The sequence below is a fragment of the Thiorhodococcus minor genome, assembly GCF_010820565.1.
Taxonomy (GTDB): Bacteria; Pseudomonadota; Gammaproteobacteria; order Chromatiales; family Chromatiaceae; genus Thiorhodococcus; species Thiorhodococcus minor.
The window spans coordinates 1-15911 of record NZ_JAAIJQ010000106.1; the positions used below are offsets into that span (position 1 = coordinate 1).

Consider the following 15911-nt stretch of genomic DNA (forward strand, 5'->3'; position numbering starts at 1 on the left):
TCTGCGTGTACGCCCAAATCGCCACTAAATGCTTGTTTTAAAATGAATCGCTAGACCCCCCGAAATCCGGGAGAGCCACGAAGCTCCCATTGAGCTGCTTGAGTGCAACGGAAAACGTGCTACCGAATTCCGCAGGCTGTGAACGATCTTGTGCCTGCGAGATGGCATCCCGCAACTCTTCGAGTTCGCAGGTGCCGCCATAAGTCCAAAGAACCGCGAGGATTTGACGCGCCAGATGTCCTACCTCATGCATGTAGGGGTATTCCCAAAGTCTTGAGGGATTATCGAATTCCTCTTCAACGAAGCCGACAAACTCATCATCTGTGCGCATTCGGCTGTTTGCGTACTTGCTGATGTACTCTACGATCCTGGGGTTAAAGTGGCGATGTCGAATGACGGTTCGATAGGCTTTGGCGGCCACGAACTGTTCAAGCCTTGACTGCGGCAGGTCGGAAAAGTAAAGGTGGTTAAAGACCATCTGTGCACGATGGCGTGCTGTGTAATCCTCCAAGGACAACACATGCTTCATTAGCGCGTCGGCACGCTCGTGAAAGGCTCCGTGAAGTCGCTTGGCGTCTTCCAGAATGTACTCTCGCGTCGTTAGTATCAGTCGAATGCCCGAGGATCTAGCAGCCTTGTCTACGAGTGAGAATAGGGACGCCTCTTCGTTCTTCTCGAATCGTGGAGACTCGAAACGAAGACGTCCGAGGAAATCGTCATAGACGATGACGAGCCGTTGTTCGTTGTCTTGGCCGGCATGAATACGTTCCCAAGCGTCTTGGATATTGCCAACCACCCAAGCCACGTCGAACCCTTCGGCGACATAGTGGCAAACGATCATTTGCGCGAGCGTTGTCTTTCCGATACCCGGATTACCAAGGATCAGAACATGGTGCCGTTGACGCAGGTGATCCAGCGCTCGTTCCAGGCCCTCGTGAACGACGAGGGTGCTCAGCCGATGCCGCGCCTCCTCGACTTTTGCCTCCGTTAGCGCAAACAATCCCGCGTGCAGAACCCTTTCCAGAACAGCGGTCCCTGAGATCCAGAGTTTGAAATGCGAGCGCTCGACTTCTGGGAACTCCCTTAGTAACCCATTGAGGTCGTCTGAACCGTAGACGTCTGCTGTGGATCTACACCAAGGGGACAAGGTGCCAAGGATCTTGGCTTTGTTGGCAGGGGAAAGAGGAACAGAGGTCGCCAGAACATACCGTTGCGGCTCAAGCTTCTTTAGTTTCGGAAGTTCTTGCTTGCAGTTGGTCAGCAGCCGCGAAAAGGCAGTCTCAGCGTAGCGTTTGCACTGGACAATCGTCGTGGGTTCATCTGGTAGCACTCGGGAGTGCCGCAGATCAATACCGCCGTCCTTGCCCTCTTTGAATGACTCCAGCCGACTTCCCCACGATCTCGAGAGGAGGTCGCTGACCAATGCTTCAAATTCGGCGGGGTCGAGAACAGTGAGATCGTATGCCATCGTGCCGTGCATCCCAGGCGTTAAGGACTGACGCGACACATGCTAGCGCATCCGCAATCCCCTAGATCCCAGGGTGGGGTCCTTAGCCAACAAGGTCACGATTTTACTGACCACGCGAGAAACCGGTGAGAGGGGTACAGGAGCAGGCTTAGCCTCGTAACTCGCCAGCCGCAGAACAAGAGCAAACGTCTGCTTCCAACTCTGAGGCCTTAGGCGGGGGTCGGATCGTCCACGTGCAGTATCGGGGTGAACCTGCCGACAGCAGAGGACCGGCCGATGTCCGCAGTTGGCCGACTGCGGACAGTGATCCGCCTCCGGCGGGGGTGCGTTCTCGCAGACGGCACGAGCGGCTTTGAGGAGCAATCCCCGGTCATTCGCATCGGCGGGGCGATAAGGCGCGATCACTCGGTGCTCCGTCGGCGCTCGCCGGGGGCTCGCTCCGATAGCGCACCGACCAGATCCTCGCTCAGTTGTTGGGCCATGGGTGCACGCCGCACCGCGGCGTCGGCCACAGTCGCTTGACATCGAGTGTACGCCAAGACCGGACGCCAGGTCCCGCCGCTCGCGTCTGAGCCGAGACCCGACAGTCCCCAGCTGCCATCTCGTGAGACGCCCGCCATGGCGGGACTCAGGCGTCTGAGAAGCCTCTCTCGCCACATCGCGCCGCGGTGTCGCACGCAGCCAGGCAGGCTGCGCCCCGAGCATGGCCGGACACGCCGATGCGAAAGCATGCCTCAGGTGAAAACGCGTCTGACAGGAGTCGCCGGGGGAAAGCGGCGGTTCAAGACAGGGGTTGGGTCGCCCCTCCAGACGGGAGACCAGACCCAGGGCGGCCGGTGCGCCATTCCCGGTTCTTGTCGCGCTCTCGGCGCAACGAGCGCCGTGGGCGCCGCTCCGACACGCGTCGGTCACTCGGCCCGAGGAGGCACGTTGGCGAAGAGCGGATCACGACCGGCCACCAGCAGCAGCCCAATCAGCCCGGCCCAGTAGAGCGCCCCGCCCGCCGGCACCCAAGAGAGGCCCCACAACCAGCCGAGTGCGGCGGCACTCAGCGAGAGACAGGCGACGTACCGCCATGCCAGCCCGGAGCTCAGTGGCCGACTGAGCCGCCGGTAGACGAGGGCTCCGGCAGCCAGGCCGATCAGCCCTTTGATCAGCACCATGCCGTGAAGCAGCCGCACCAGGTCTGGACTCATCCGCGGTGGAGGGACCAAGGCCAGGGTGATCGCCAGCGCCACGGCGCCGGCCAGGGTCGGGATGACGAGGAGCCGGAGGCGCAAGGCCCGCATCTCGGCCACGGAGGGGGTGTGCGGAACGCGGAGCGCATCCGGCGGCTGGACCGGCGCCGACTCGCCCTGGGCTCGCAGGACCTCGGCCGGTGGCGACAATCGACCCATCACGCCTCCTTGCCCGCAGCGGGCTGGGGTTGCCGGTGAATGCGGGGCGACGCCGAGGGTCGTTCCGTCGGTCGTGGCCCGGACAGGATGCCCACAAGAGTAGAGCGGCCGGGCGCGCCGATTCAACCGGACGCGAGCTCAGGATTCTCGCCTGGCATCGCGCCGCGCGCCGAAAGCGATCGACAGGCTCGGCGGCCGACCGAGCCCGCGCGCGAGCACGCGTCTGGAACCGTCCACGTCGTGCGCTTTCAGCCGAGGGAGCTTGCTTCCGCGCGAGACACGCCCATCTGCGACGGCATGATCAAAGACAGGATTTTGACCTGGGGCAACGCCCTCCTCCGCCGTGTGGCGACCTCCCAACCTCCGCCCGAGACGGTGGCCCAAGTCGACCTCGAGCGCCTGTTGGGGACCTGGCTCGAGGTCGCGAGGCTGCCGAATCTCGAGGCGGATGGCTTCGGGCAACGCGCGGTGAACGTGACCGCGACCTATACGCAGGGGTCCGACGGCCGCATCCGCGTTCAAACGGTCTCCTACAACGCCAACGCTGGTCTGCGGCGCACCGAAGTGAACGGGATGGTCCGGCCCGCGAGCGCGGATGGTGCGAAGCTGGTCCTGACGTTCTTCCATCTGATTCGGGGGCATCTGTGGGTAATCGGGCTCGACCCTGAGTACCGCTGGGCCCTGATGGGCACGCCGAGCCGACGGCGCCTCTGGCTGATCGCGCGCACGCCGCGCCTGGACCCGGCGGACTACGATCGGGCGATGGCGATCGCCGCGGCACAGGGCTATGACGCGGCGCGCGTCACACCCACGCCGCAAGGCGTTGCTGTATGACTGTGGCGCGCCGGGGCTGGTTGCCCCCAACGGCGGCGGGAGGCCGAGAACACGTGCGGTCCGGGTCGATTGCGAGGCAGCCGCTCCTGCGTCAAGGCGCGACCGAGGCCGAGCTGACCCGATGGCGTCACCGCACCAAGAGGCTCAGCCGACCGGAGTGCGTCGCGCCCACTGACACCCGACCGGATTCTCCGACAGCCGCCCCTCGCATCGCAGGGAACGGTGTCCGGTCCAAGCCATCCGGTGCCCTCTGACCAGAGACGGTGATCACCGCTCCCCCGGTCGGCCGAAGCGCTCGAGCCAGTGCGTCGCGATCTCGCGCCGACGACAGATCCAGACCCGCTCATGGCTTGCGGCGTAGCCCAGGAACCGCGCCACGGCCACGGCGCGCGCCGGGTGGCCGCTGATGCGGGCATGCAGCCCGACACTCAGGATGCCCGGGTGGTCCTGACCCTCCGCCCAGAGCATGTCGAAGGCGTCGCGCAGCAAGGTGAAGAAGTCTTCTGCCGTGGCGCAGCCGGGTGCAAGGAGATAGCGGATGTCGTTGGTGACGAGGCTGCAGGGGATGACCAGGTAGGCCTGGCCGTGCTCCGTCAGCCAATAGGGACGCTCGTCGTCATAGGCATCGGAGTGGTAGAGAAACCCGCCGGTCTCGACCAGGAGCCGCCGGGTATTGGGACTGACCCGGCCGGTATACCAACCAACCGGCCGCTGACCGGTCGTGGCTTCGATGATCTGACAGGTCTGGGCGATGTGCGCCCGCTCGGTGGCTGCATCGACAGCGCGGTAATCGATCCAGCGGTAGCCGTGTCCGGCGACCTCATGGCCAAGCTCGGCGAGCGCCGCCCCGGCCTCGGGGTTGAGCTCGAGGGCGCGCCCGGCGGCGAAGGCGGTGAGCGGGAGACGGCGCTCCTCGAACAGGCGCAGCAGGCGCCAGAAGCCGACGCGCGACCCATAGTCGAAGAGACTCTCGGCGCTGTAATGACGCTGGCCGAGGCGCCTCTGAAAGCCGGGGAGCTCGGGCAAATAGTCCTCGGAACCGTCATCGCCGTTGAGCAGGGTGCGCTCGGCGCCCTCCTCCACGTTGAGGACGCATTGGAGCGCGAGCCGTGCCCCGCCCGGCCAGTGCGGATCGGGCGGGTGGCGACCGTAGCCCCGGAGATCCCGCGGGTGCCAGGCGTTCACCCTCAGCCCAGCTCGAAGGTGGTGACGCCGAAGAGCTCGTGGTCGGGCAGATGCGGCGGTGGTCCGTAGTACATCCGGGCGCAGCCGAAGACCTCGCGCAGGCCGTGGCGGGCGGCGAGTGCGAGGGCCTCCGGGTTGTTCTCGGGCACGTCGAGTAAGATCGGCACACCCCGTGCGTGGCGGCTGAGACCGCTGAACAGGGCCTCGGCGATCTCGGCGTCGGCAGCGAACAGCGGGCCGATCTTGAAGCCTTGCCGGCAGGAGCGGATCACCCCATAGCCCTGGAGCCGGCTCTCCTGCACGACGCCCAGCGCACAACTGCCAGGCTGGGCGATCCAGGCGCGGAGGAAGGTCTCACGGGGGGCCGGGAAGTGCGCCGCATCGTAGCGGACGAGCTCGGCGAAGGGCACCTCGGTCAGATCGACCAGGCGGGCGTCCGGGGTCGAAGCCATACCGACCCCTTCGAAGCGCAGATCGCGGTGACTGAAGACGAAGCCGCCGCGGGCATAGAACCCCTGCATGGCGAAGACGCCATCCATGCCGATCACGGCCGGCGCTTGAAGTCGGGCGATGAGTCGGGCGCGGCGCGCGTGCCAGAGCTGGCGACCGAGCCCCTGGCCGCGGTGCTCGGGGTGGACGATGAAGAAGCCCATGAAGCCGAACCGGCCCGCGTAGGCGACGATCGAGCCGCCGCCGATCAGCGCGCCATTGCGCTCGGCGGCAATGAAGCCATCGGGGTCGGTGTCCCAAAAGATCTGGGCATCGCTGAGCCCCGGATTCCAGGCCTCGTCGGCGGCCCAGTCGCCCAGGGTGTCGAGCTCCGGGCGGGTCATGGGGCGGATGGTCAGCGCAGTGGTCATGGGCGCGCTCCTGGGTTGGCGGTCGAGGTGGCAATGGCGCGGGGCGCTCAGACACGGATCGTCGCGCACGCGCCGCGTCCATGGTGGTCAGCGCACCGGCTGACGGGCGCGCCGCTGCTCCAGCGCGGTCAGTGCCTGGCGTTTATGCCGTGTCATACGCTCGCGTCGCAGGGCCGCACGCTCTGCCTGCGCGGTACCTGGACGCTCCGTGCTCCGCTGGATCAGCTCGCGTAGAGCGCGCAGGCGCTGATGGGTCTCGGCGTCCGGATCGCGCGGCAAGCTCCCCGCCGGTCCCGCCAAGCGCTTCACGGCCTGCCCCTCGCGCGCGACGGTGAGCGGCGCGGGCAGCAGGTGATGCACCGCGTCGGCCGACAGGCGCCCGGAGGCCACCGCCTGCTGCGCGGCGACTTGGCGGCGCTCGGCGTCCCATCCCAGTGACAGCTGCCAGCGCGGGCGTCGCCCCTGGCGACGCGGCTCGGCCACCGCGCGCTCGTAGGCCGCTTTGAAGGCCAGACGGGCGCCGATGCGGTCGCCGGCGCTCCAGACCGGCGCCGCGGCCCGGAGCGCGCCGAGGATCTCATCGGTCACACAGACCGTCGCGGCCTCGTCGAAGCTCTCCAGGGCGAGCGCCCAGGCCTCGTCGGCGCTCGGACGCCCGTCCCGCGTCCGCTCGAGCAGCGCCACGAGGTCGGCGGGCTGGGGAAAGAAGCGACCGCGCTCCGCATCCAGCAGGTGTCGGTCCAGGAGGATACGCAGGGTGTCGAGATCCAACTGCGCGGCAAGCAAGCGCCACCAGGTGAGCTTGGTGGCGCCGGAGACCGTGCGCCCGTAGTGCTCGCCGATCTCATCGAGCAGGTCGGAGAAGGCGGGCCGCTCGTCATCGAACAACATGGAAGTCGCCCTCCAGGGTGCGGGGATGTCCGCCGCCGTTGAGAAAGGCCGCGAGCTTGGCGTCGGCGTGGCGCTGAGTGCGGGCGAGCTCGAGAAATTGCTCGACGTGGGCGCCATCGCGACAGATCAGGCCGAGGTCGTTGAAGGGGCGCTGGCGGTCGTTCTGTCCCTGATGCCAGGCCGAGGCCCGGCAGCCGTCGATCGCCGTCAGCAGGTCGCTCACCCGGTAGCCGTCCTTGAGCCGGGCAGCGATCGCCGCGCGCCGCTTGCCGTCGAGGCGGGCGTGCGGCTTGTCCATGACCCGCTGCCAGTGGGTGAAGACGGCCTGCACGGAGTCCTGGTGCCCGCCTTCAGACGGCGACGGGCAGGGCGCGTCGGCGGGGGGCGTCCGGCCGCCGCGGCGATCGGCGCACGACAGGTGCGTGAGCACCTCCTCTCTTCCAGAGACCAGACTCCCAGAGGAGGGGTCGTTCTTCGCAGGTGCAGCACACGACGGCTCAGGTGGCTCATCGGGTGGCGCTACGCACGCAACTGATTGATTCGAAGTATCTCTTACCGTATTTTCCGGGTGGATCGACGGGCGGCTCTGACCGGGTTGCTCTCGGGTCGTTCTCGGGTTGCTCATATTCTGGACAGACGCGCCCCGGTCGGCCAGGGGAAGACGTTTGATGTAGCCCACCTCGATTCCAGATCCGGCGTCGACCAGCAGGGAAACCAGGCGCTCGGGATCGTCGTCGCACGGGCGAGCCCGCTCCAGCTCGGCAATCGCGGCCCGGATCTCGCCGCGGCTGGGCGCCCAGCGCTTCTTGGTGCTGCGCGGATCGGGCACGAAGGCGACCTCCTCGGCGATGGTGGTGGCGGTGATGCGACGGTGCAGCCCACCGGCGATCCCCGTGCGATAATCCATGCGGCGACGGAACACCCGCAGATAGATGAGCTGGGCGAGCATCGACAGACCGCGTAGCGCCGCCTGCTCGTCGTCGTTCCAGGAGGTGCGGGGCATGGCTAGCCGCCCCCACGCGTGCACGAATGACCGCATTGGCCGATGCCGGCTCGCCGCCGATGCGCTCTGAAGACGTCAGCTTGAGGGACGATGCCCCGCCTGGCCCTCATGGCGTGTGACCCGGCTCGGCGTCGCGTCCGTACCAGGGACAACCGGTGGCCGCTTCCAGAGCCTGCAGATCGGTCATCAGACGTCGCTGTATCAGCTCCAGGCAGGCGATGCCGGTCGTGAGACGCCAAAGTGTCTCCCGAGGTACCACCACCAAGGCACTATCGTCCCCAGCGGCCTGCTCGACCAAGTCGACCAGATCGACGTCGAGCGGACCCTCCTGCACCTGATAGGGCACGACTGCGGTCAGCGTGTCGCGCAGTCGGTCGTACTGGCCCAGGCTCAGGGCATGAGCCCGCCGCTCGATCGCCGCCCGTACGGCCGAGGTGATCGGATCGGCGGCCTGGTCGGTGGCGAGCCGTGCGCCGGATGGTGCAACCACACGCTCCCGCCAGTACTCCCAGAGGACGTCATCACATTCGAGCTGGTAGCGACGGATGCGCTCACGCAGCTCGGGCGCAACCCGACTCGCATGGATGGTCGCGAAGAAGGCCGGAAGCTTGCGCACCGGCAGGCAGAGCGACTTCTGCGACCCGCCCTTGGAGGGCGTTCTGACGTGCACCACGCCCCAGCGTGCCTGATTGGCGGTGAGCTTGGCGAATTGGCTCGCCCAGTCCAGACCCATCCCTTCCACGACTGGACGCATGGGGGTAAAGGGCTCCCCCTGGTGCTCCAGGATAAACAGGGTCTGATCTTGGAAGGTGACGGGCAGAAGCGCAGCAGCCCCCGCCGTCAGCACCGGGAAACCGTCCCCATCACCAGGGAACGCCGCACCCACGTCAATTTGGTCTTCGCTCATGCCCCTCTCCCGAATCGCTCGGCGGGCCAAGTGTCGGCACGCGCTTGGAGGATCGCGGTCCGTCGCCAGCCACCTCGGCCCCTGCGCCGTTGCGACGGCGCACCGCCGCCTCGGCGCGCGCGTAGATCGCCAGGATCCACGCGGCGCCCGGCGCCCGCGCGCGCGGGTGGACCGCAAGCTCGTCATCCTGAAGAAAGCCCCGTGGCCGGCGAGGCCCGCGACTCGCGCAGGCGTGGCACCGCGTCTGCGGATGTCGCAGGCGTGTGACAATCTGCTTGCGGCTCAGCGCCCCCACCCGCCCGCAGCAGGCATACCGCACCTGGTAGCGCCCGTTCGGCAACCGCGCGAGGAGGCAGACGCCGCCCACCACGCCACCGATGGCCAGTGTCTGCTCAACGGTCATGACGGACGACGCCGGCCACGGTGTCGACCTCCCCGCGCGGGGCGCCGCAAAGGCCGTGCCGCCGACGTGGCGTCTTGAGGCGGCGCAAGCGCACGGGACGACACCCACTCGGCGGCGTCGCTCGTGCCCGGTGGCGGACCGAAGATATCTGGGCGCAAATCGTGTATCGTCACCAGCCCATCCGTCGCACGCTCGATGGCTCTGGCCAGCGCGTGACCGGCGCGACGATGGCCGCGCGCCACCTGGCGCAGGTAGACCGGCTTGGTGCCGGCCGCCGCGGCGACGAAGGCCAGACGCTCGGGATGTCGAGCAAGAAAGGTCAGCATGTTCATGCGCGCAACGATAGCAAGACGCTACCATCATTTCAATAGCGCACAGCAACATCCTGCATTCATAGCATCATGCTACTATTCCCTCATGATGGACGTCCGCCAAGCCCGTGCCGAGAATCTTGCCAAGCTCCTGCGCCGTCACCCCTCGCTGCGGGTGTTCGCCGACCGCACGGAGCTGGCCCCCGCGCACGTCAGTCAGATGAAGAACGGGGTGCGCCGCATGGGTGACGAGGTCGCCCGCCGCATCGAAGCGCAGCTGCGCTTGCCGCATGGCTGGATGGATCACCCGCATGGCGACGGGGAAGACACTCCGGTCTCGGCGGCTACAGCGCCGTCCCTGGATCAGCTGCTCTCACGAACCTCACCACGCGCCCAGGAAGCCTTGGAGCTGATCGCGCACGCCGCCGAGGAAGGTCGGCTCAGCGAGGCCGACATCGCGCTCATTCATCAGCTCGCCGCGCGCTTGGCGAGCACGACCGGCAAGTACGAGCGCTTGAGGAGGACGGTCAGGGATGACGATCCAACTGCTGAGTGAAGGCGCCTATCGCAGCTATCTCGAGCCGCTCCCGGACGCCGGAATCGAAGCCAGTCATCGGGCACGCGTCTGGTTCGGCGACGGGCCGCTTCATGAGGCCTACGTCAAGCTCTACCCGGAAACCAACCACGGACTCGTCAACGAGATCACGGGACATCTGCTCGCGGCCAGCCTTGGATTGCGCGTTCCGGAGCGCGCGGCGGTGATCTTTGTGCCCAAGCGCTCAGTACCGGACTTGCCCGCTTGGGCGCAGGCTCTTCCGGGCCACTCGATTCCCGGGTGGTGCACCCTGGATATGATGGCGCCAAGCCTCCATTTCCCACTTTCGACCGAAACCCATGGGCGGCTGGGACTTCGACCATTCCTGCTCGAGGAGCTGCGTCAGGCCGACGAGGTGGCGAGGATCATCGCCTTCGACGATTGGATCGCCAACGTGGATCGGCATCTGGGCAATCTCCTGCGCGTGGGCAAGCGCCGATACCTGCTGATTGACCATGGTCAGATCTTCGGCGGGACTGGCTGGAGCGCGGCGACCCTGCTGGGGACCAACATCCCCTACAGGAACGATCTGAGCGACGCGCTCGCCCCGGAATCACAGACCCCGGGGTACCGTGCCCGGCTCGCGCAGGAGGCTCGTGACAACCACGGCCCGGCACTGACGCGTGCCCGCGCCAGTCTACTGGACTGGTGGATGAAGCTCTTGGACGAGCCGCAGCGAGCGGCCGCGGCCAAATTCCTCGACGATCGGACCCACGAGAGTCAGATCTGTGAGCGCTATCAGATGCTACCGCTATGAGTCTTTACGCGAACCTCCGTCAGATGGCCTCCCCCGTCCCTACCCCAGCGGTCAGCGGACAGTGGTTCAACATTCGCTTCATCCCAGACCTATCCACCGGTGAGCGGCTCAATCTCGGCGTCGGGCTGCTCGGCGAGGATGGGCGCATCCACGCCAAGCTGCTGACCGATTTCACTCGCCTACACTGTCTCTATGGCGAGCGCATCGACAGCGACGAGCTGCGTTTCCTCCTCGACCTGCTCCGGCATGGCTGGAGCCATCCCGAAGAGGCCCTGCGCTCGCCCAGTCCGCATCTGCTCTTCAGTCCACTGAAGTACGCCGCGGGGGACAGCCTGGAGGCCATTCTCGAGGATTTGTACCAAGTGACCGTGACCCTCGAGCCAAGCCCCCAGACCGACCGCAAAGCCACCCGTGACACCCACATGATCGACACCAAGACGGCACGCGAGCGAGTGTTCGAGGCCATGGTGCGCAAGGCCCCCCTGTCGGCCTCGCTGTTGGCGCCCAATCCCATCTGGCCCGTCAACGGCGGCAAGCTTCTCGATATGCCGATCCGCGCGCCCAGCCAGTTCGCGACTCTGATCTCCGTGTGGCACACGCGCAGCGAGCGCCGCGAGATCACGGCCCTGCGGGCACAAGCCGACCTCGATGCCGCCCGCACGCTGTTCCCCGATGACACGGGCGGTCTCTTCATCCTGCGCCCGCCACCGGGGGAGCCGGGCTATGACGAGGCCCAGCAGCGCAAGATCGATCAGGTGATCGAGATGACGACGTGGCGCTTGGGTGTTCAGGGCATGCCGTGCGAGGCCGAGCACGATCCTGAAGCGCTGGCCGAGCGTGTCTTGAGCTGGTCGGAGCAGGCGGGCGCCCGCGCCTGAAGCGCTGCCTGAAATCGGGTCGTTATCCGCATCGACGGCGCGGAGCAACGTGCCGAAGCCGAGCGGCGTCAGTCGCCGCCTGGATCAGCCCCGCACCTCCTGTCGACACAGCGACCTGCGCAAGCGCCTGCGGGCCGCGGATACGCCGCCTCTTCCCCAGCCGCCAGGCTTCGGCACTCGCGCCCTTTCCATCCCTCATGACCCAGCCCAGCTGCCTTGGCGACCCGTCACGAGAACAAACGGCGCCGCAACCACCGACACCCCCCGGCATGAACGGAGCAGGCGCCTCTAGAATCTCCTCCGGGAGGGAGGTCGGGGCGCGCGGATGTCGATGAGAGCCGCACCGAGAGGATGAGGCGGACGCCGTCTCTCACGACGTCCGGAAGAGCGTGGTATGCTTTGAAGAGCACATAGAAAGACATAAACGTCTCTTGAACGCAGAGATGACCGCAAGCAACCTTCTAACCACCGCACCGCCTTATGAGGTCGAGCAGGCGATGAAGCGCCTCGGCGCAAACCTGCGCACGGCACGGTTGCGGCGCAACCTGACGATCGACGAGGTCGCCGCAAAGATCGGCACGGGACCCCGTGCCGTGATGAATGCCGAGAAGGGCAAGCCGTCGACCGGAGCGGTCGTCTACCTGGCCTTGCTCTGGACCTATGGTCTGCTGGACCCAGTGACGGCGCTGGCCGATCCGGCGAAGGACGAGGAAGGCCTGACGCTGGAGCTGGCACGAGGTCGGACACGCGCCCGCGCGAAGGATGAGCTGGATGATGATTTCTAAGCCTGACGCGCAGGAATGCTATGTCTACATCACGCTTCCGGGCCGCACGGAGTTTGTGACGGCGGGCCGTTTTGCGCTCGAGACCGACCGGACGGGCACGCCTGTCGGCCGGTTCGTCTATGGCCGCTCCTATCTCGCGCGTCCTGACGCCGTCCCGATCGATCCGGTCGAGCTGAAGCTCGGCACAGGCACGCAGCGCACGACGGCACTGGGCGGCGTGTTCGGCGCCCTGCGCGACGCGGGTCCCGATTACTGGGGCCGCCGCGTCATCGAAAAGCATGTGGGCAAGCCGCTGCTGGGAGAGCTCGATTATCTGCTCAATGCGCCCGACGACCGTGCCGGGGCGCTGGGGTTCGGCCTCAACCAGACACCGCCGCCTCCGCAGCGACACTTCAATCAGACGCTGACGCTTGAGAAGCTCCAGCGCATCGCCGACGCAATCATCGCCGACGAGGACGTCGCACCAAGCGCGTCGGCCGACCAGGTCGAGGATCTGATGCTGGTCGGCACATCGATGGGTGGCGCGCGGCCCAAAGCGGTGGTCGAGGATGCGCAGGGGCTTTGGCTGGCCAAGCTCAACCGCCCCGACGATCCATGGAATCACGCACGCGCCGAGCAGGCGATGCTCGTGCTCGCCCGCGCCTGCGGCATTCACAGCGCCGAGAGCCGGATCATGACGGTCGGGGACCGTGACGTCCTGCTGGTCAAGCGCTTCGACCGTGAAAAGACAGAAGACGGCTACCGGCGTGCCCGCATGGTCAGCGGCCTGACACTGCTGCGCACGGAGGACACGCACCGGCATCGGGACCGCTGGTCCTATGTGCTGATGGCGGAAGAGCTGCGTCGGGTGTCCGGCCGCCCGCAAGAGGATGCGATCGAGTTGTTCCGGCGCATGTGCTTCAACGCGCTGATCTCGAACACCGACGACCATCCGCGCAATCACGCGATCATCGCCAAAGATCAGGAATGGAGGCTCTCCCCGGCCTACGACCTGACCCCATCGACGCCGATCAGCACGGAGCGTCGCGACCTGGCGATGCAGTGCGGCGACCTGGGTCGCTACGCCCACGCCGGCAACCTGCTCTCCCAGAGCGCGCGGTTCTATCTCGGCCCGGACGAAGCCGCGGCGCTGATCGCAGACATGGAAGACCGCATCAGGAGCCGCTGGTATGAAACCGCGCGGCGCGAAGGCCTTTCGGAACGGGATTGCGAGAAGATCAGCCGCGCGTTCGTCTATCCGGGATTCCGGCTCCCGCGCGGCGATGCCGGCTGACCGACGCCGGAGCACCATGACAGAGTCATCCGAGCGGTGGCCACGCGGTACGGGTCATCGGGATCGACCGCAGCGCCTCGCGTTCCGGTATCGGCGAGAAAGGCCCAAGTCACGTCGAGGAGCGGTACTGATCGTGCGAGAGGCCGATATCGCCCTTGCCCCTGCCCTGTTTGGCCGGGCGAATGCGTAAGGCGGAGACGCTCGGCAAATACCCGCGCTCGCCCAGGTACTGCCTGCTCATCGACGAAGCGCTCCAGCGCCTGCTCCAGGTCATCTGGCAAAGTGATCGTGGCTCGGTTCATGCCGTGAGCCTAGCCGCAACGGCACCCGTTGGTGCCGGTCACCGTGGCAGGACACGGCCATGCGTGGTGGTCTCATGCGCAAACGTCGCGTCGTCACTCTCGGCGTTGGGCCTCGTCGAATCGGCCACCGAGTCGGCACCTGGAACAGCCACCAGCCTTGGTGAAAATCCGGAGCTGACCGCCGTAACCCTGTGCCGGAAAACGTGCGGAACTGGGGCCGTGTGAGGCCATATTGAGACCGATTGAGGCAGAAAATCGCACAGCGCGAGCGACTAAGCCTTTGTTTTACAATGGTCTGAATTGTGTATTTTTGGCTACGAACCAGGTGGTCGGAGGTTCGAATCCTTCCGGGCGCGCCATAAAAGACAAAGGCTTGGCATCAATGCGATGCTAAGCCTTTTTCGTGTACCCGGCGGCGAGGCAAAATTACCCCACCCCGCGGAAGGCTAGAGCATGGCCTTCGTTGCGGCATCATTTTGGCCGAGCCTTCACCGGGTGTCGTTCCAGGGGAGCCCCATCAAACGACTGAGATTGGCTCACCCGCCCGCACACTCATTGCCTCTCGCAGTCGTGCCGTCCACCGGTTCATGGATCCGCCTCCTAGGGGCTCGGCAGCCGATCGCGTAGCAACCGGATCACCAAGCGGAACGCGGTCAAACCAAGTCTTGGCGCAGCCAACTCCAGCTCAAAGAGAAGGCCTGCCGCTCTCAAGCAACTCGCAAGCCAGATTCAGAACCAAGGCAACAAGCACCCTCGTAACCAGACATGTCGAAGAACCGCGATGAGAAACGCCGCCGCAAGAAACAGAAAACGCGCAGCCGGGGAGTAGCACGTCCGACGATGCAGCCGAGACATCGTCAACCGGTTGCGATGCCCAGCGCGCAAACAATGTGGCGGACGATGCACCTGGACTTTGCCGTTCAGGAAAAACTGATCGAGACGACAATGGATGTACAGCCGTTTCTTTGGAAACGTGACGCGAGCAAGATTCGACAGATCGAGCAGGCCACGGACTTGGCAGCCGTCTTGGATCTCACACCGGTTGCAACCGGACTGGCTGACTATGCCTGGCTCAAGCGTATGAGGGAGTTTGGTACGAGCGCTGCGCCAGCGATCGTCACACGGTTGCAGAGTGACGACTGGATGCGCTTGCATCGGAAGGCAAGTGCCGGTGCGCAAGAGCGGCTCATCGGCGCTCTACGGTGGTGTGGAAATGCCGGATCGGACGCATTGATCGATTGCTGGGACACGCTAGACGACTACGGGCGCAGTCTGGCGTGTGTTGCGATTGGCCTGCTCAATGCGCATTCGGCCGCCGACCGACTGTGGGCCTTCTTCGAGAGCGCGCGATCCGCGCCGACCACACACTGGATCGGCCCGCTTTGGGGTCTGATCGACCTCGCAGATGCGCGTGCCGCAGACGCCTTGCTGGAGCTCGTTCTCGCAAGAGTCGCGTTTTACGAGCAGTATGGATTCCTGTGCCGAGCCGGCGACCAGCGAGCTGTTAGGCCTCTGGTCGCAGCGATGCTTGATGGTCCGGAAGAGCTTCGTGCCGATGCGATGTGGGCGCTCACCGGAATTGCACATCGGCTCGGCCGGAAGCGCCTCGGCGAGGCGTTACGCGGCGACGATGGCATCGCGGAGACACCCGCAGAAACGATCGAAATGCTGGTTGACCGCATCTTTCTCTACTCGCAACAAGATGTGGAAAGGCATTTCGAGACATTTTGCGATCGGCACGCGAGCAGCCTCAGCAGCACCCAAGGCCACGGACCGCAACACTGACACACTAGGTCGGTAGCCCTGAGCGATCGCAGTAACGGTCAGCTATGCACACTCGCCGCTGCGCAATGATGGTCTTCATTTCCTCGTCGACATCGGCGCCGGCACGCTCGACCTCAACGTATTCAACCTCTTCGAGTACGACGGCGATCTAAGGAATGCGCTCTTTCTGCCGAGAGTACTGCCCCTAGGCACGGCTTATCTAGTGCCTGAACGAAAACCCCGTTCAATTCAGTGGCACACTCTGCCCTGGAATTAAACGAGGCAGGATCGACTTCGA

General features: G+C 65.6%; 17 protein-coding genes. 8 read left to right on the forward strand and 9 right to left on the reverse strand.

Annotation, left to right across the window (positions count from 1 at the left end):
• Positions 1–37: 37 nt before the first annotated feature.
• Positions 38–1468: an nSTAND3 domain-containing NTPase gene (locus tag G3446_RS23040; protein WP_164455711.1), complete on the reverse strand. Its 1431-nt coding sequence runs from the start codon at positions 1466–1468 to the stop codon at positions 38–40.
• 908 nt (positions 1469–2376) lie between these two features.
• Positions 2377–2865, reverse strand: a complete 489-nt coding sequence (locus G3446_RS23045; RefSeq protein ID WP_164455713.1) for a hypothetical protein — start codon at positions 2863–2865, stop codon at positions 2377–2379.
• Positions 2866–3240: 375 nt separating this feature from the next.
• On the opposite strand from G3446_RS23045, the gene G3446_RS23050 reads away from it, so the two are divergent.
• Positions 3241–3699 carry a lipocalin family protein gene (locus G3446_RS23050; RefSeq protein WP_164455715.1) on the forward strand — a complete coding sequence of 153 codons (459 nt, stop codon included), beginning with the start codon at positions 3241–3243 and terminating at the stop codon, positions 3697–3699.
• Positions 3700–3966: 267 nt separating this feature from the next.
• Here the strand turns inward: G3446_RS23050 and G3446_RS23055 are convergent, their stop codons facing one another.
• From G3446_RS23055 to G3446_RS23080, 6 genes are all read right to left on the reverse strand, one after another.
• A complete protein-coding gene (locus tag G3446_RS23055) occupies positions 3967–4884 on the reverse strand; it encodes a polysaccharide deacetylase family protein (protein ID WP_164455716.1) in 918 nt (305 codons plus the stop codon).
• A 2-nt stretch (positions 4885–4886) separates the two neighbouring features.
• Positions 4887–5744, reverse strand: a complete 858-nt coding sequence (locus G3446_RS23060) for a GNAT family N-acetyltransferase (RefSeq protein ID WP_164455718.1) — start codon at positions 5742–5744, stop codon at positions 4887–4889.
• Between the two features lie 87 nt (positions 5745–5831).
• The gene (locus G3446_RS23065; protein WP_164455721.1) at positions 5832–6635 is read right to left on the reverse strand and encodes a hypothetical protein; all 804 of its coding nucleotides are present in this window, start codon (positions 6633–6635) and stop codon (positions 5832–5834) included.
• The gene (locus G3446_RS23070) at positions 6622–7638 is read right to left on the reverse strand and encodes a hypothetical protein (protein ID WP_164455724.1); all 1017 of its coding nucleotides are present in this window, start codon (positions 7636–7638) and stop codon (positions 6622–6624) included. The genes G3446_RS23065 and G3446_RS23070 overlap by 14 nt, the downstream gene beginning before the upstream one ends.
• A 106-nt stretch (positions 7639–7744) precedes the next feature.
• Positions 7745–8545, reverse strand: coding sequence for a phage antirepressor N-terminal domain-containing protein (locus G3446_RS23075; RefSeq protein WP_164455725.1), 801 nt, complete (start codon positions 8543–8545; stop codon positions 7745–7747).
• A complete protein-coding gene (locus tag G3446_RS23080; protein WP_164455727.1) occupies positions 8526–8948 on the reverse strand; it encodes a hypothetical protein in 423 nt (140 codons plus the stop codon). Before G3446_RS23080 ends, G3446_RS23075 begins: the two co-directional genes overlap by 20 nt.
• Before the next feature lie 161 nt (positions 8949–9109).
• Between G3446_RS23080 and G3446_RS28380 the strand changes: the two genes are divergently transcribed.
• The 6 genes from G3446_RS28380 (at position 9110) to G3446_RS23110 (ending at position 13547) form a co-directional block, all read left to right on the forward strand.
• A complete protein-coding gene (locus G3446_RS28380; protein WP_245232703.1) occupies positions 9110–9319 on the forward strand; it encodes a hypothetical protein in 210 nt (69 codons plus the stop codon).
• Positions 9320–9365: 46 nt separating this feature from the next.
• Positions 9366–9815, forward strand: a complete 450-nt coding sequence (locus G3446_RS23090) for a hypothetical protein (RefSeq protein WP_164455731.1) — start codon at positions 9366–9368, stop codon at positions 9813–9815.
• Positions 9793–10611 (forward strand): HipA family kinase, encoded by an 819-nt coding sequence (locus G3446_RS23095; protein ID WP_164455733.1) that lies wholly within the window; start codon positions 9793–9795, stop codon positions 10609–10611. The genes G3446_RS23090 and G3446_RS23095 overlap by 23 nt, the downstream gene beginning before the upstream one ends.
• A complete protein-coding gene (locus G3446_RS23100; protein ID WP_164455735.1) occupies positions 10608–11489 on the forward strand; it encodes a DUF3037 domain-containing protein in 882 nt (293 codons plus the stop codon). The genes G3446_RS23095 and G3446_RS23100 overlap by 4 nt, the downstream gene beginning before the upstream one ends.
• A gap of 443 nt (positions 11490–11932) precedes the next feature.
• Positions 11933–12274 (forward strand): helix-turn-helix domain-containing protein, encoded by a 342-nt coding sequence (locus G3446_RS23105; protein WP_164455736.1) that lies wholly within the window; start codon positions 11933–11935, stop codon positions 12272–12274.
• Positions 12261–13547 (forward strand): type II toxin-antitoxin system HipA family toxin, encoded by a 1287-nt coding sequence (locus G3446_RS23110; protein WP_209262586.1) that lies wholly within the window; start codon positions 12261–12263, stop codon positions 13545–13547. The genes G3446_RS23105 and G3446_RS23110 overlap by 14 nt, the downstream gene beginning before the upstream one ends.
• 109 nt (positions 13548–13656) lie before the next feature.
• On the opposite strand, the gene G3446_RS28840 is transcribed toward G3446_RS23110, so the two are convergent.
• Complete coding sequence (locus G3446_RS28840) at positions 13657–13788, reverse strand: hypothetical protein (RefSeq protein ID WP_280818880.1); 132 nt, start codon at positions 13786–13788, stop codon at positions 13657–13659.
• Between the two features lie 826 nt (positions 13789–14614).
• Between G3446_RS28840 and G3446_RS23115 the strand changes: the two genes are divergently transcribed.
• Complete coding sequence (locus G3446_RS23115) at positions 14615–15634, forward strand: hypothetical protein (protein ID WP_164455738.1); 1020 nt, start codon at positions 14615–14617, stop codon at positions 15632–15634.
• Positions 15635–15911: the final 277 nt, after the last annotated feature.

Excerpts from the sequence above, each read along its gene's own strand:
- G3446_RS23040 (WP_164455711.1), bottom strand. The coding sequence starts at position 1,468 with ATGGCATACGATCTCACTGTTCTCGACCCCGCCGAATTTGAAGCATTG.
- G3446_RS23045 (WP_164455713.1), bottom strand. The coding sequence starts at position 2,865 with ATGGGTCGATTGTCGCCACCGGCCGAGGTCCTGCGAGCCCAGGGCGAG.
- G3446_RS23060 (WP_164455718.1), bottom strand. The coding sequence starts at position 5,744 with ATGACCACTGCGCTGACCATCCGCCCCATGACCCGCCCGGAGCTCGAC.
- G3446_RS23065 (WP_164455721.1), bottom strand. The coding sequence starts at position 6,635 with ATGTTGTTCGATGACGAGCGGCCCGCCTTCTCCGACCTGCTCGATGAG.
- G3446_RS23070 (WP_164455724.1), bottom strand. The coding sequence starts at position 7,638 with ATGCCCCGCACCTCCTGGAACGACGACGAGCAGGCGGCGCTACGCGGT.
- G3446_RS23075 (WP_164455725.1), bottom strand. The coding sequence starts at position 8,545 with ATGAGCGAAGACCAAATTGACGTGGGTGCGGCGTTCCCTGGTGATGGG.
- G3446_RS23080 (WP_164455727.1), bottom strand. The coding sequence starts at position 8,948 with ATGACCGTTGAGCAGACACTGGCCATCGGTGGCGTGGTGGGCGGCGTC.
- G3446_RS23090 (WP_164455731.1), top strand. The coding sequence starts at position 9,366 with ATGATGGACGTCCGCCAAGCCCGTGCCGAGAATCTTGCCAAGCTCCTG.
- G3446_RS23095 (WP_164455733.1), top strand. The coding sequence starts at position 9,793 with ATGACGATCCAACTGCTGAGTGAAGGCGCCTATCGCAGCTATCTCGAG.
- G3446_RS23100 (WP_164455735.1), top strand. The coding sequence starts at position 10,608 with ATGAGTCTTTACGCGAACCTCCGTCAGATGGCCTCCCCCGTCCCTACC.
- G3446_RS23105 (WP_164455736.1), top strand. The coding sequence starts at position 11,933 with ATGACCGCAAGCAACCTTCTAACCACCGCACCGCCTTATGAGGTCGAG.
- G3446_RS23110 (WP_209262586.1), top strand. The coding sequence starts at position 12,261 with ATGATGATTTCTAAGCCTGACGCGCAGGAATGCTATGTCTACATCACG.
- G3446_RS28840 (WP_280818880.1), bottom strand. The coding sequence starts at position 13,788 with ATGAGCAGGCAGTACCTGGGCGAGCGCGGGTATTTGCCGAGCGTCTCC.
- G3446_RS23115 (WP_164455738.1), top strand. The coding sequence starts at position 14,615 with ATGTCGAAGAACCGCGATGAGAAACGCCGCCGCAAGAAACAGAAAACG.